Source organism: Bradyrhizobium sp. USDA 4486 (genome assembly GCF_054057995.1).
The window spans coordinates 1231775-1245201 of the sequence record NZ_JBSRZV010000001.1; the positions used below are offsets into that span (position 1 = coordinate 1231775).

Genomic DNA, 13427 nt, shown 5'->3' on the forward strand with positions numbered 1-13427 from the left:
CGCAACGACGCGCAGGAGGGCCGATGTCCACGTTCGACAATCCGTTTGATCCCGATCGCAAGCTTCGAGCCGGCTGTGGCTGCGGCCAGCATCGTTCCGCGGCTGAGCACGAGCAGGCGACGTCGCTGCATTGCGAACCGCTCGCGAGCGCGGAGAAGCGTTACGAGGGCGTGGTCGCCTCCGCCGTGATGCGCGCGATGTTTCCGCAGGACGTGGCGCGGCGTGCCTTCCTGAAGTCGGTCGGCGCGTCGACTGCGCTCGCGGCACTGTCGCAGTTCTTCCCGCTGAAGACGGCGACCGAGGTGTTCGCGCAAGCCGGCGCGCCCGAGAAGAAGGACCTCAAGGTCGGCTTCATCCCGATCACCTGCGCGACGCCAATCATCATGGCGGCGCCGATGGGGTTCTATGCCAAGCACGGTCTCAATGTCGAGGTGGTCAAGACCGCCGGCTGGGCCGTGATCCGCGACAAGACCATCAACAAGGAATACGACGCCGCGCACATGCTGGCGCCGATGCCGATCGCGATCTCGCTGGGGCTCGGTGCCAACGCGATTCCGTTCGCCGTGCCGGCGATCGAGAACATCAACGGGCAGGGCATCGTGCTGGCGACCAAGCACAAGGACAAACGCAATCCTGCGGACTGGAAGGGCATGAAATTCGCGATTCCGTTCGACTATTCTATGCATAATTACCTGCTGCGCTATTACCTCGCCGAGCACGGGCTCGACCCTGACACCGACGTGCAGCTGCGCTCGGTGCCGCCGCCGGAGATGGTCGCCAATTTGCGCGCCGACAATATCGACGGCTTCCTTGCGCCGGACAATATCTGCCAGCGCGCGATCTATGACGGCGTCGGCTTCATGCATCTGCTGTCGAAGGAGATCTGGGACGGCCATCCCTGTTGCAGCTTCGCCGCCAGCAAGGAGTTCATCACGTCAGCGCCGAACAGCTTTGCGGCGCTGACGCGCGCCATCGTCGATGCCACGGCCTATGCGTCGAAGGCGGAGAACCGCAAGCAGATTGCGGAAGCGATCGCGCCCGCCAACTACATCAACGCGCCGGTCACCGTGCTGGAGCAGGTCTTGACCGGCACCTACGCCGACGGCTTCGGCGGGGTGAAGACCGATGCCAAGCGCGTCGATTTCGATCCGTTCCCCTGGCAATCCTTTGCGGTGTGGATGCTGACGCAGATGAAGCGCTGGGGCCAGATCAAGGGCGATGTCGACTACAAGGCGGTCGCCGAGCAGGTGTATCTCGCCACCGACACCAAGAAGCTGATGACCGAGATGGGCCTGTCGCCGCCGGCAACCGCCTACAAATCGTTCGCCGTGATGGGGAAGACGTTCGACCCGCAGAAGCCTGAGGATTACGTCGCGAGCTTCAAGATCAGGAGGGCGTCGTGATGTCCGCCGCTCTCGTGTCCCGGGCGCGGCGCAGCGCTTCGTGCTGCATCGCGTCCGGGACACGCGTGGCGGAGGTTGCGTCATGACGTCCTCCCTCCGTCTCCGCGCCAGCCTCCTCTCCATCGTCTTGCTCGCTGCCTTCCTCGGCATCTGGCATCTGGCTACGCGCTCCACCGCGCCGGTCGCGACGATGAGCCCGGAATACGCCAAGCTGATGGGCCTGACGGCAACGCAGGGCAAATCCGCGATGCCCGGGCCGCTCGATGTCGGCGCCAAGCTCTGGGAGCATCTGAAGCGGCCGTTCTACGACAACGGCCCCAACGACAAGGGGCTCGGCATCCAGCTCGCCTATTCGATCGCGCGCGTCGGCACCGGCTATCTGCTCGCCGTGCTCGTCGCCATTCCGCTCGGATTCCTGATCGGCATGTCGCCGCTGCTGAGCAAGGCGCTCGATCCCTTCATCCAGGTGCTGAAGCCGATCTCGCCGCTGGCCTGGATGCCGCTGGCGCTCTACACCATTAAGGACTCTTCGGCCTCCGCGATCTTCGTGATCTTCATCTGCGCGATCTGGCCGATGCTGCTCAACACCGTGTTCGGCGTCGCGAGCGTGCGCAAGGAATGGATCAACGTGGCGCGCACGCTGGAGGTCGGCACCGTCAGGCGCGCCTTCACCGTCATCCTCCCCGCGGCGGCACCGACGATCCTGACCGGCATGCGCATCTCGATCGGCATCGCCTGGCTCGTCATCGTCGCGGCCGAGATGCTCGTCGGCGGCACCGGCATCGGCTACTTCGTCTGGAACGAGTGGAATAACCTCTCGATCACCAACGTCATCATCGCCATCCTCCTGATCGGCATCGTCGGCATGCTGCTCGACCAGATCCTGGCGCGCTTCACGCGCATGGTCACGTTTCCGGAGTAGGGCTGTGGGTTCAATGACCATCACTCCCGTGTCCCGGGCGCACTGCAGCGCGCAGAGTTGCAGTGTTGAACCGGGACCCATTGTGGCGACATGGGTCCCGCATCTGCGGCGCACCGCTGCACGCTGCACCGCGTGCGGGACACCAGACCTGACATGACCGACAAATTCATCTCCATCGAAGGCATTGCCAAGCGCTATCCGGGCGCGGGCGGCGCGACGACGATATTCGAGAATCTCTGGCTGTCGATGGCCCGCGGCGAGTTCTGCTGCGTGATCGGCCATTCCGGCTGCGGCAAGACCACGGTGCTCAACATTCTCGCCGGCCTCGATGCGCCGAGCGAGGGCGCCGTCATCGTTGACGGGCAGGCGATCGCGGGCACCAGCCTCGACCGTGCCGTGATCTTCCAGAGCCACGCGCTGCTGCCCTGGCGCACCGTGCTCGGCAACGTCGCCTATGCCGTGAGCTCGAAATGGCGGAGCTGGGATCGGGCGAAGGTGAGGGCGCATGCGCAGACTTTCATTGACCTCGTCGGCCTCTCCGGCTCCGAGCACAAGCGTCCCTCCGAGCTGTCAGGCGGCATGAAGCAGCGCGTCGGCATCGCGCGGGCGCTGTCGATCACGCCGAAGATGATGCTAATGGACGAGCCGTTCTCGGCGCTGGACGCGCTGACGCGCGGCACGCTCCAGGACGAGGTGCGGCGGATTTGTCTCGAAACCGGGCAGACCGCGTTCATGATCACCCATGACGTCGATGAGGCCATTTATCTCGCCGACAAGATCTTCCTGATGACCAACGGCCCGGGCGCGGTGCTGGCCGAGGTCGTCGAGAACCCGCTGCCCAGGGATCGCGGCCGTACCGACCTGCACCGCCATCCGCTCTACTACGCGCTGCGCAACCACATCATCGATTTCCTGGTGACGCGCAGCAAGAGCTTTGCCGCCGAGACGCCCGATCACGATCCGCGCAACGTGCCCGTGGTCCACATCGGCAAGCCCGGGCTGACGATCGCATCAGATGCGAAGCTGGAGCCGCCTGGAGAGACGTCATGGCCTGGCTTGTCCCGGCCATCCACGTCTTCTTGAACCACGGCCAAGAACGTGGATGCCCGGGACATTCTATTTGAAGAGGCGCTTTGCGCTTTTGCCCGGGCGCACTGACATCCAACGAAGAGGAGACCCGAGAATGAAACGCGAAGACCTCACCGAAAAGCTGCTCGACATCAAGCGCGAGAAGGGCTGGAGCTGGAAACACATCTGCGAGAAGATCGGCGGCTACTCCGAAGTTCTGATCGTCGGCGCGATCCTCGGCCAGATGAAGCTGACAAAGCCGCAGGCGGCGAATGCGGGCGAGCTGTTCGGCCTGTCGAAGGCGGAAGTTGCGATGCTCAACGAGGTGCCGATGCGCGGCACCGGCACGCGGATGCCGCCGACCGATCCCTTGATTTACCGCTTCTACGAGATGGTGATGGTGAACGGTCCGGCCTGGAAGGCGCTGATCGAGGAGGAATTCGGCGACGGCATCATGTCGGCGATCGACTTCGACATGGCCATGGAGCGCGTCGCCAACCCGAAGGGCGACCGCGTCAAGATCACGATGAGCGGAAAATTCCTGCCGTACAAATATTACGGTGCCAGCGGCAATGTGCCGGAGTACGGCTTCAAGGAGGAGTGAGGGGGCGAACGGCGAATTGCGAGTAGCGAATGGACTTTTCCTATTCGCTACTCGCCACTCACTATTCGCTTACAAAATCGCGCCCGGCGCGTAGCTGGCCGCCTCGGGCTTCGCTTTTGCCAGCGCATCGACCTGCTCGGCGAAATGATCGACCTGCGCGCCGGCATCGCCGGAATTGGCGCGGCCGTGATCGAGCACGCGCTGCAGCTCGGCTTCGCTGAGGCCAAGACGCTGGTCGGCAGCGAGACGCTGCAACAGGTCGTTCTGCACGATCTTTCCGGTGCGCAGGTCGCGGATGGCCGCGACCGCATGCTCCTTGATCGCCTCGTGCGCGCCTTCGCGCCCCGCGCCCTTCTTCACCGCTTCCATCATCACCGTGGTGGTCAGCAGGAAGGGCAGATAACGGTTGAGCTCGGTCGCGACGACCGCGTCGAAAATCTCCATCTGGTCGAGCACCGAGAGCAGGGTCTCGAGCAGGCCGTCCATGGCGAGGAAGGCGTCGGGCAGCATGACGCGGCGGACCACGGAGCAGGAGACGTCGCCCTCGTTCCACTGGTCACCGGAAAGGCCCGCGGCCATCGCGAGATAGCCCTTCAGCACCACATGCAGGCCGTTGATGCGCTCGCAGGAGCGGCTGTTCATCTTGTGCGGCATCGCGGAGGAGCCGACCTGGCCCTTGGCAAAACCTTCGCTGGCGAGCTCATGGCCGGCCATCAGGCGCAGCGTCTTGGCGAAGCTGCCGGGGCCGCTGGCGAGATCGACTAGCACGCTGACGGCGCGGAAGTCGAGGCTGCGCGGATAGACCTGGCCGACGGCATCGAAACTCCTGGGCAGGCCGAGATGGACGAGGATGCGCTGTTCGAGGGCGCGGGCCTTGCCGGCGTCGCCGTTGAACAAAGTGATCTGGTCGAGCCGTGTGCCGACCGCGCCCTTCAGGCCGCGCGCGGGATAGGTGTTCAGCACGTTGACGAGGCTCTGATGCGCCAGCAGCATCTCTTCGCCGAACATCGCGACGCGCTTGCCGAGCGTGGTGACCTGCGCGGCGACGTTGTGCGTGCGCGCCGTGAACGGCACGTCGCGCAGCTGCTTTGCGTGCCTGGCAAACCGGATCAGCGCGGCGATGCTCTTGGTCTCGATCAGCTGCAGCCCGCGATAGACCTGGAGCTGCTCGACATTCTCGGTGAGGTCGCGGCTGGTCATGCCCTTGTGCAGGTGCTCGTGACCGGCGAGATCGCAGAACTCCTCGATCCGCGCCTTGACGTCGTGGCGGGTGATGCGCTCGCGGCGCATGATCGAGGCGAGGTCGACCTGGTCCTTGACGCGCTCGTAAGCCTCGATCACGCCATCCGGCACCGGGATGCCGAGATCGCGCTGACCCTTCAGCACGGCGATCCAATAGTCGCGTTCGAGGCGAACCTTGCCTTCGCCGCTCCAGATGGCGCGCATCGCGGGCGAGGCATAGCGTTCGGCGAGGACGTTCGAGATTTGATCCTGAGGCATGCCGCTCATTTGGCATTGACCGGGCCTTGCCGCAAGTTGTTATGCGGGAGGCGGCGAACGGGGTTGACAACGTCGTTCGCCGCTTCCTGTCGCCTTATGTCCCGGCTTTCACCTCGGCGGCCGCGACCGCGAGCAGCTCGCTCATCTTGGCCCGAATCGCCTGTTCGGTGATCGCCACGTTCTTTGCGGCGAAATCGCCCATCACCTTGCGCAGGACGTCGCCATCGCCGGCCTCCTCGAAATCGGCTGCGACGACCTCCTTGGCATAGGCCGTGGCGGCCTCGCCGGTGATTCCGAGCCTTTCGGCCGCCCACAGCCCAAGCAGCCGGTTGCGGCGGGCTTCCGCCTTGAACTTCTGCTCCTCGTCGAGGGCGAACTTCTTCTCAAAGCCTTCCTCGCGCTTGTTGATTTCGCTCATGCCTCTTCCAATTCCTTCGCTTTCCGGGCCCCGGTCCGCCTCGTTGCGATGGCCCACGTGCATGCCTAGATAGAGGGCAGGAATCGGCAAAACAACGAGCCGTTAAGCCGCAGGCAAGGCGGTATAAGTCAGCGTCGGATGGACCGGATCGATTGTGCTGCGACAGCCAATCGGATAGGTTGCCTGAAGGCTTGGTTCCCGTTCTGTTTCCTCAGGTTTCCTTGGGGTTATAGACTGGTTCCCGGCCGTTCACGGCAGCTCCGCTGTGGGTCGTAACCTGGTAACCGGAGCACACCAAATACATGGATTTCAACAAAACACGGTACATCCCCATGAGCCGTCGGCGTCGTATTTATGAAGGCAAGGCAAAGGTACTCTATGAAGGTCCCGAGCCCGGTACCCTGATCCAGCACTTCAAGGACGACGCCACCGCGTTCAATGCCAAAAAGCATCAGGTGATCGAGGGCAAGGGTGTCCTCAACAACCGGATCTCGGAGTACCTGTTTCAGCACCTCAATGACATCGGGGTGCCGACCCATTTCATCCGCCGCCTCAACATGCGCGAGCAGCTGATTCGCGAGGTCGAGATCGTGCCGCTGGAAGTGGTGGTGCGGAACGTCGCCGCCGGCTCGCTGTCGCAGCGCCTCGGCATCGAGGAGGGCACGCAGCTGCCCCGCTCGATCATCGAGTTCTATTACAAGAACGACCAGCTCAACGACCCCATGGTGTCGGAAGAGCACATCACCGCCTTTGGCTGGGCGACGCCGCAGGAGATCGACGACATCATGGCGCTCGCCATCCGCGTCAACGACTTCCTCACCGGCCTCTTCCTCGGCATCGGCATCCGCCTCGTCGATTTCAAGATGGAGTGCGGCCGCCTGTTCGAGAACGAGATGATGCGCATCATCGTCGCCGACGAGATCTCGCCGGATAGCTGCCGTCTGTGGGACATCAAGTCGAACGAGAAGCTCGACAAGGACCGTTTCCGCAGAGATCTCGGTGGCCTGCTCGAGGCCTACACGGAAGTCGCAAAGCGCCTCGGCATCCTCATGGAGAACGAGCGTCCGCAGGGCACGGGTCCCGTGCTGGTGAAGAGCTGAAGAGGATTTTGACGTGAAGGCACGTGTCACCGTTACCCTGAAGAACGGCATCCTCGATCCGCAAGGCAAGGCCATCGAAGGCGCGCTGAAGTCGCTCGGCGTCGACGGCGTCGCCAGCGTCCGCCAGGGCAAGGTGTTCGACATCGAGCTCGCCGGCGCCGATAAGGCCAAGGCGGAGGCGGCGCTCAAGGAAGCCGCCGACAAGCTCTTGGCGAACACCGTGATCGAGAACTACGCCATCGAGATGAAGGCATAGGGACCGGCAGCATGGCCGACGTCACACCGGAATTGATGTTCGAGGTGATGAAGTCGATCCAAGCGCGGCTTACGCAGGTCGATGGAAAGATCGACGACCTCAAGCAAGAAATGCAGCCCATGCGAACGTCCCAGACTGGCATCCGCCACGAAATCACCAGCGTTTTTCAGGAGATTTCGAGCATTCATGCCACCCTAGTCCGCCACGAAACTCGCTTGGACCGTATTGAAACTCGCCTCGAACTGAATGACGCACCCGCACAATGAAAGCCGCCATCCTCGTCTTCCCCGGAATCAATCGCGAGCGCGACATGGCTCGTGCGCTGAAGCTCGTCTCTGGCCGTGAGCCCGCGATGGTCTGGCACGCCGAGACGTCGCTGCCGGCGGGCACCGATCTCGTCGTCGTGCCGGGCGGGTTCTCCTACGGCGACTATCTGCGTTGTGGCGCGATCGCGGCGCGGTCGCCGGTGATGGATGCGGTGCGCGATTATGCGGGCAAGGGCGGGCTGGTGCTCGGCGTCTGCAACGGTTTCCAGATCCTGTGCGAGTCCGGCCTGCTGCCGGGCATCCTGATGCGCAATGCGCGGCTGAAATTCATCTGCAAGGACGTGCATCTGCGCGTAGAGCGCTCCGACACGCCGTTCACCCGCGGCTACAATGCCGGTCAGGTGATCCGCGTGCCCGTCGCCCATGGCGAGGGCAATTACGAAGCAGATGAAGAGACCATCAAGCGGCTCGAAGGCGAGGGGCGGGTGCTCTATCGCTACTGCTCGGCCGACGGCGTGGTCGACGAGGCCAACAACATTAACGGCGCGGCGCATTCCATCGCCGGGATCATCAACGAGGGGGGCAATGTGCTCGGCATGATGCCGCATCCCGAAAATCACGTCGAAGACATCATGGGCTGCACCGACGGCCGCGGCCTGTTCGCCGGCCTCACCGCACACCTGGAAAAGGCCGCGTGATCCCGGTTCGTGTTGAAGCGGCTGTCGGCCGCCGCCGTGGTCATTGCGTTTGCGACGGCGGCATTCGCGCAGGACTTTCCCAAGCGTCCGATCACCATGATCGTGCCGTTCGCGGCCGGCGGCACCTCGGACGTGATCGCGCGCACGGTGGCCGAGCAGATGGGCATCGCGCTCGGCCAGACCATCGTGATCGAGAATGTCGCGGGCGCCGGCGGCTCGACCGCGCTGGCCCGCGCCTCGCGCGCCGAGCCTGACGGCTACACCATCGCGATCGGCAATGCCGGCACCAATGCCGCGACCTACACGATCTATCCAAAGCTGCCATTCACGCCCGACTCCTTCGTGCCGATCGCAATGGTGGCGAAGACGTTCGGCATCATCGCGCTGCGCAAGGATTTTCCGGCGAAGGATCTGAAAGAGTTCATCGCCTATGCCAAGGCCAATCCCGGCAAGATCAATCTCGGCCATGCCGGGGTCGGCTCCTCGAATTACCTGATCTGCAAGAGCTTCGTTACCGCGGCGGGGATCGACGCGACGCTGGTCGGCTATCGCGGCGCCGCGCCCGCGCTCACCGATGCGGTCGGCAGCCAGATCGACGGCGTCTGCGACGCGGCGGCCTCTGTCTCGCAGTCGATCAACGAGAAGCTGGTGAAGGGTCTGGTCGTCGGCTCGACCGTGCGGCTCGCGACACTGCCGGAGCTGCCGACGTCGGCCGAAGCCGGGCTGCCCGACTTCGAGGCGCAGGGCTGGAACGGCCTGTTCGCGCCGAAGGGCACGCCGCCCGCCATCATCGCAAAACTCAATGCTGCCGCCCGCACCGCCGTGGAAACGGAGGCGGTGAAGAAGCGCTTTGCCGACCTGTCGACCGTCGCGCCGGATCCCGACGAGCACACGCCCGAAATTCTCCAGAAGCTGGTGATGCGCGACGTCGAGAAGTATCGCAAGATGCTGGCGGATGATGCCAAGCAATAGGCGGCTCCCGCATTGGCGGGAAGCGACCTTACGCAGCTGAAGGAATCCGGGCGACGACCTTGATCTCGAAGTCGAACCCGGCAAGCCAATTCACGCCGACAGCCGTCCAGTTCGGATAGGGCGCGTCGCCGATCTCCGCGCTACGGACAGCCATCACGGTTTCGATCTGCTTCTCAGGATCGGTGTGAAACGTGGTGACGTCAACCACATCGTCCAGCGTGCATCCGGCCGCTGCGAGCACGGCGCGCAAATTGGCAAACGCACGCCGGACTTGGTGCTGGAAAACCGGCTCGGGTGAGCCGTCCTCGCGACTACCGACCTGCCCCGAGACGAACAGCAAGTCGCCGGACCGGATGGCAGCCGAGTAGCGGTGCGCTTCGTAAAGTGCATGGCGGTTAGCGGGAAAGATGGCCTCGGGCTGGGGCATGTTTTGAGCCTTTCGAAAAAACACCGGAAAGACGGCCGAATTGCCTTACGGCGCCGGCCGTGGCATCGTTCATATACGCTTCGTATGCGAGATATCACTCACATACGTGGCGTATGTCAACTGGAAAATGGAGCGAGCATGGCCGAGGGAAAGCGCGCCGCAGCCATGGCGGAAAATCGGGCCAAGCTCATCGGCGCCGCGCGTAAGGCATTCGCCACGCAAGGTTATGCAGACGCTTCGATGGATGAGCTGACGGCCTCGGTGGGGCTGACGCGGGGCGCGCTGTATCACAATTTCGAAGACAAGAAGGGGCTGCTCTGGGCCGTCGTCGAGCAGATCGATGGCGAAATGGCGGAGCGGCTGCGCGCGGTACGGGAGCAAGCGCCCACCTTGTGGCAAGGCCTACTCGCAGAGGGCTCCGCCTATATCGAAATGGCGCTCGATCCTGAAATTCAGCGCATCATGCTTTTGGATGGACCCGCAGTACTCGGTGATCCATCGAAGTGGCCCGGTGAGAACGCCTGCCTAGATATCACCATGCGAACGATCCGGTCACTCATCGAAGAGAGGCTCGTGAAGCCGGTTGATGTCGAAGCGGCAGGACGACTGCTGAACGGAGCCGCGCTGAGCGCAGCGCTATGGGTCGCCGCAGCCGACGATCCGCCATCCGTGCTGAACAAGGCCGTTGAAGCCTTTCGGGAATTGGCCAGCGGATTGTTGCTCAAGCCCATTTGACGCCTGGTGATCTCCAGGCTGGGAAGATCGAGTTGATCAACTGCCAGGTCGCGAGCGGTTCGGCTCTTCGCGTCGGTGGGTTATTAATTGCTTCGCATCCGGGCGCGCAAAGGGAAGGCGTCGCGCGATGCGTTTGCCTGCTGTTACGCCTTCCGCTTCATCCGCTTGATCGTGCCCGAGAAGGTGAACAGCGCCCGTCCGCCGGACATCATCTTGCCGCGCAGGAAGATCAGCGAGCCGCCGGCCCGGCTCACCTCACCGGTGCATTCGATCAACTCGCCCTCCCGTGCCGCATCGAGGAATTCGCAGGCGAAATTGGTGGTCACGGCCCTGCCATCCAGCTCGTGGGTGGCGATCGCGAACAGCGAATAGTCGGCAAAGGCCATGTAGCAGCCGCCGTGGACGTTGCCCGAGCCGTTGAGGTGCTTCTTCTCGACCCTGAAGGCACAGCGGACGCTGCCATCCTGTTCGATCCGGTGCCAGAAGGGCCCGACATGGGACTCAAAACTGTCGCGAATCCAGGTCCGCCAGCCGGCAAACTCCCCCTCGGCGGCGACGTGGAGGTCGGGGCGGCGGGGCGGGAGCGGTTTGGTCAATTCGTGCAAGGAAATAGGCCTTCAATTGCGGGTCTTGAGCCCTTAGATCCGATCCGTTCGCGCAATGCAATTCCTGTTCCCGAGAAGGCCCTCGGCCGCAAAACGTGGGACAGCGGGAAAATGCGTCATAAAGGGCTTTTCGAAGCCATCCGATGTTCCTAAGAACGGCCAAACGCCGCCGAAAGCCCCTGAAGCCATGAAGAATGAACCGAAGATCACCCCCGAACTGGTTGCCGCCCACGGGCTCAAGCCCGACGAATATGAGCGCATCCTGAAGCTGATTGGGCGGGAGCCGACCTTCACCGAGCTCGGCATCTTCTCGGCGATGTGGAACGAGCACTGCTCGTACAAGTCCTCGCGCATCCATCTGCGCGGCCTGCCGACCAAGGCGCCCTGGGTGATCCAGGGGCCCGGCGAGAATGCCGGCGTGATCGACATCGGCGACGGCCAGGCCGTCGTCTTCAAGATGGAGAGCCACAACCACCCGAGCTACATCGAGCCCTATCAGGGCGCGACCACCGGCGTCGGCGGCATCTTGCGCGACGTCTTCACCATGGGCGCACGGCCGATCGCCTGCCTGAATGCGCTGAGCTTCGGCGCGCCCGAGCACGCCAAGACGCGCCATCTCGTCTCCGGCGTGGTCGCAGGCGTCGGCGGCTATGGCAATTCCTTCGGCGTGCCGACGGTCGGCGGCCAGGTGCGCTTCCACACCCGCTATGACGGCAACATCCTCGTCAACGCGATGGCGGTGGGCCTCGCCGACGCGGACAAGATCTTCTATGCGGCCGCCTCCGGCGTGAATATGCCGATCGTCTACCTCGGCTCCAAGACGGGGCGCGACGGCATCCACGGCGCCTCGATGGCCTCGGCCGAGTTCGACGACAAATCCGAGGAGAAGCGCCCGACGGTGCAGGTCGGCGACCCCTTCGCCGAAAAGCTGCTGCTCGAGGCCTGCCTCGAGATCATGGAGAAGGGCTGCGTCATCGCGATCCAGGACATGGGCGCGGCCGGTCTGACCTGCTCGGCGGTGGAGATGGGCGCCAAGGGCGACCTCGGCGTCGATCTCGATCTCGATGCGGTGCCGACCCGCGAGACCGGTATGAGCGCCTACGAGATGATGCTCTCGGAGAGTCAAGAGCGCATGCTCATGGTTCTCAAGCCCGAGAAGGAACAGGAAGCCGAGGCCATCTTCAAGAAGTGGGGCCTCGACTTCGCCGTGGTCGGCTACACCACGCCGAGCAAGCGCTTCGTGGTCAAGCATGGCGGCGACGTCATGGCTGACCTTCCGATCAAGGAGCTCGGCGACGAGGCGCCGGTCTATGACCGCCCGCATATCCCCTCGGCCGCGCTGCCGATCGTGCATGCGCGGGACGTACCGGCGCCGATGGGTGTCGGTGCTGCGCTGGAGAAGCTGATCGGCACGCCCGATATGTGCAGCAAGCGCTGGGTGTGGGAGCAGTACGATCACGTCATCCTCGGCAACACCGTGCAGCGTCCTGGCGGCGATGCCGCGGTGGTGCGCGTGCAGGACGGTCCGAAGGGCCTCGCGCTCACCGTCGACGTCACGCCGCGCTATTGCGAGGCCGATCCGTTCGAAGGCGGCAAGCAGGCGGTGGCGGAAGCCTGGCGCAACATCACCGCGGTCGGCGGCAAGCCGCTCGCGATCACCGACAATCTCAACTTCGGCAATCCTGAGCGGCCCGAGATCATGGGCCAGTTCGTCGGCTGCCTGAAGGGCATCTCGGAAGCCTGCCGCACGCTGGATTTCCCGGTCGTCTCCGGCAATGTCTCGCTCTACAACGAGACCAACGGCCGCGCGATCCTGCCGACACCGTCGATCGGCGGTGTCGGCCTGCTCGACGACTTCACCAAGTCGGCCTCGCTCGCGTTCAAGGCCGAAGGCGAGGCGATCCTGTTGATCGGCGAAACCCACGGCTGGCTCGGCCAGTCGGTTTATTTGCGCGACATCTGCGGCCGCGAGGAGGGCGCGCCGCCGCCGGTCGATCTCGCCGCGGAGAAGCGCAATGGTGACTGCGTGCGCGGAATGATCCATGCGGGCACCGCGACCGCCGTGCACGACCTCTCCGACGGCGGCCTGCTGATCGCGCTTGCCGAAATGGCGATCGCGGGCGGCATCGGCGCCAAGCTGCTGGCGGCGCCGACCGCGCTGGTCCCCCAGGCCTATTGGTTCGGCGAGGACCAGGCGCGCTATCTCGTCACCGTGCCGGAAACGGAAGCCGGCCGCGTGCTCGCCAAGATGCGCGGCTGCGAGGTGCCCTGCGTGCGCATCGGCACCACCGGTGGCGATGCCATCGCGATCGCGGGCGAGGCGCCGGTTACGATCGACGCGCTTCGGAAGTCGTTCGAGCGCTGGCTGCCTGAGTATATGAGCGGGAAGGCGGCCTGAGGGTCATTCCGGGGCGCGCGAAAGCGCGAACCCGGAATCACGAGATTCCGGGTTC

Annotated in this window: 15 protein-coding genes; 11 read left to right on the forward strand and 4 right to left on the reverse strand. The window is 64.0% G+C overall.

All coding sequences use genetic code 11. The annotated features are described in order from the left end of the window. Positions 1-23: 23 nt before the first annotated feature. From ACVWY3_RS05920 to cynS, 4 genes are all read left to right on the forward strand, one after another. Positions 24-1403 carry a CmpA/NrtA family ABC transporter substrate-binding protein gene (locus tag ACVWY3_RS05920; RefSeq protein ID WP_456837623.1) on the forward strand — a complete coding sequence of 460 codons (1380 nt, stop codon included), beginning with the start codon at positions 24-26 and terminating at the stop codon, positions 1401-1403. Between the two features lie 82 nt (positions 1404-1485). Continuing rightward, a complete protein-coding gene (ntrB, locus tag ACVWY3_RS05925) occupies positions 1486-2325 on the forward strand; it encodes a nitrate ABC transporter permease (protein ID WP_456837624.1) in 840 nt (279 codons plus the stop codon). 153 nt (positions 2326-2478) lie between these two features. Further along, positions 2479-3408 carry an ABC transporter ATP-binding protein gene (locus ACVWY3_RS05930; protein ID WP_456837625.1) on the forward strand — a complete coding sequence of 310 codons (930 nt, stop codon included), beginning with the start codon at positions 2479-2481 and terminating at the stop codon, positions 3406-3408. Positions 3409-3508: 100 nt separating this feature from the next. Then, positions 3509-3997 (forward strand): cyanase, encoded by a 489-nt coding sequence (cynS, locus tag ACVWY3_RS05935; protein WP_456837626.1) that lies wholly within the window; start codon positions 3509-3511, stop codon positions 3995-3997. Positions 3998-4066: 69 nt separating this feature from the next. Here the strand turns inward: cynS and purB are convergent, their stop codons facing one another. Together purB and ACVWY3_RS05945 are read right to left on the reverse strand one after the other, a co-directional pair. After that, entirely contained in the window at positions 4067-5497 is a 1431-nt protein-coding gene (purB, locus tag ACVWY3_RS05940; RefSeq protein ID WP_456837627.1) for an adenylosuccinate lyase, read from the reverse strand. Positions 5498-5591: 94 nt separating this feature from the next. Then, positions 5592-5915: a DUF1476 domain-containing protein gene (locus ACVWY3_RS05945; RefSeq protein ID WP_456837628.1), complete on the reverse strand. Its 324-nt coding sequence runs from the start codon at positions 5913-5915 to the stop codon at positions 5592-5594. 332 nt (positions 5916-6247) lie between these two features. On the opposite strand from ACVWY3_RS05945, the gene purC reads away from it, so the two are divergent. From purC to ACVWY3_RS05970, 5 genes are read left to right on the forward strand one after another with little or no spacing between them, the layout of a single operon-like run. Then, positions 6248-7015, forward strand: coding sequence for a phosphoribosylaminoimidazolesuccinocarboxamide synthase (gene purC, locus ACVWY3_RS05950; RefSeq protein WP_172782948.1), 768 nt, complete (start codon positions 6248-6250; stop codon positions 7013-7015). Positions 7016-7028: 13 nt separating this feature from the next. After that, the gene (gene purS / locus ACVWY3_RS05955) at positions 7029-7271 is read left to right on the forward strand and encodes a phosphoribosylformylglycinamidine synthase subunit PurS (RefSeq protein ID WP_456837629.1); all 243 of its coding nucleotides are present in this window, start codon (positions 7029-7031) and stop codon (positions 7269-7271) included. An 11-nt stretch (positions 7272-7282) separates the two neighbouring features. Then, on the forward strand, positions 7283-7537 hold the full coding sequence (locus ACVWY3_RS05960; RefSeq protein WP_456837630.1) for a hypothetical protein: 255 nt from the start codon (positions 7283-7285) through the stop codon (positions 7535-7537). Further along, the gene (gene purQ, locus ACVWY3_RS05965; protein ID WP_456837631.1) at positions 7534-8235 is read left to right on the forward strand and encodes a phosphoribosylformylglycinamidine synthase subunit PurQ; all 702 of its coding nucleotides are present in this window, start codon (positions 7534-7536) and stop codon (positions 8233-8235) included. The genes ACVWY3_RS05960 and purQ overlap by 4 nt, the downstream gene beginning before the upstream one ends. A gap of 9 nt (positions 8236-8244) precedes the next feature. Further along, positions 8245-9207, forward strand: a complete 963-nt coding sequence (locus ACVWY3_RS05970) for a tripartite tricarboxylate transporter substrate binding protein BugD (protein WP_456837632.1) — start codon at positions 8245-8247, stop codon at positions 9205-9207. Between the two features lie 28 nt (positions 9208-9235). Here ACVWY3_RS05970 and ACVWY3_RS05975 read toward each other — a convergent pair whose 3' ends face one another. Beyond that, positions 9236-9634 carry a RidA family protein gene (locus ACVWY3_RS05975; RefSeq protein ID WP_456837633.1) on the reverse strand — a complete coding sequence of 133 codons (399 nt, stop codon included), beginning with the start codon at positions 9632-9634 and terminating at the stop codon, positions 9236-9238. Between the two features lie 138 nt (positions 9635-9772). On the opposite strand from ACVWY3_RS05975, the gene ACVWY3_RS05980 reads away from it, so the two are divergent. Then, entirely contained in the window at positions 9773-10369 is a 597-nt protein-coding gene (locus ACVWY3_RS05980; protein WP_456837634.1) for a TetR/AcrR family transcriptional regulator, read from the forward strand. Between the two features lie 143 nt (positions 10370-10512). On the opposite strand, the gene ACVWY3_RS05985 is transcribed toward ACVWY3_RS05980, so the two are convergent. Then, positions 10513-10974, reverse strand: a complete 462-nt coding sequence (locus tag ACVWY3_RS05985) for a PaaI family thioesterase (RefSeq protein WP_456837635.1) — start codon at positions 10972-10974, stop codon at positions 10513-10515. A 187-nt stretch (positions 10975-11161) separates the two neighbouring features. Between ACVWY3_RS05985 and purL the strand changes: the two genes are divergently transcribed. Continuing rightward, on the forward strand, positions 11162-13372 hold the full coding sequence (purL, locus tag ACVWY3_RS05990) for a phosphoribosylformylglycinamidine synthase subunit PurL (protein ID WP_456837636.1): 2211 nt from the start codon (positions 11162-11164) through the stop codon (positions 13370-13372). The last annotated feature ends 55 nt before the right edge of the window (positions 13373-13427 follow it).

Coding starts and splice junctions, on each gene's coding strand:
- ACVWY3_RS05920 (WP_456837623.1), top strand. CDS start 24: ATGTCCACGTTCGACAATCCGTTTGATCCCGATCGCAAGCTTCGAGCC.
- ntrB (WP_456837624.1), top strand. CDS start 1,486: ATGACGTCCTCCCTCCGTCTCCGCGCCAGCCTCCTCTCCATCGTCTTG.
- ACVWY3_RS05930 (WP_456837625.1), top strand. CDS start 2,479: ATGACCGACAAATTCATCTCCATCGAAGGCATTGCCAAGCGCTATCCG.
- cynS (WP_456837626.1), top strand. CDS start 3,509: ATGAAACGCGAAGACCTCACCGAAAAGCTGCTCGACATCAAGCGCGAG.
- purB (WP_456837627.1), bottom strand. CDS start 5,497: ATGCCTCAGGATCAAATCTCGAACGTCCTCGCCGAACGCTATGCCTCG.
- ACVWY3_RS05945 (WP_456837628.1), bottom strand. CDS start 5,915: ATGAGCGAAATCAACAAGCGCGAGGAAGGCTTTGAGAAGAAGTTCGCC.
- purC (WP_172782948.1), top strand. CDS start 6,248: ATGAGCCGTCGGCGTCGTATTTATGAAGGCAAGGCAAAGGTACTCTAT.
- ACVWY3_RS05960 (WP_456837630.1), top strand. CDS start 7,283: ATGGCCGACGTCACACCGGAATTGATGTTCGAGGTGATGAAGTCGATC.
- purQ (WP_456837631.1), top strand. CDS start 7,534: ATGAAAGCCGCCATCCTCGTCTTCCCCGGAATCAATCGCGAGCGCGAC.
- ACVWY3_RS05975 (WP_456837633.1), bottom strand. CDS start 9,634: ATGCCCCAGCCCGAGGCCATCTTTCCCGCTAACCGCCATGCACTTTAC.
- ACVWY3_RS05980 (WP_456837634.1), top strand. CDS start 9,773: ATGGCCGAGGGAAAGCGCGCCGCAGCCATGGCGGAAAATCGGGCCAAG.
- purL (WP_456837636.1), top strand. CDS start 11,162: ATGAAGAATGAACCGAAGATCACCCCCGAACTGGTTGCCGCCCACGGG.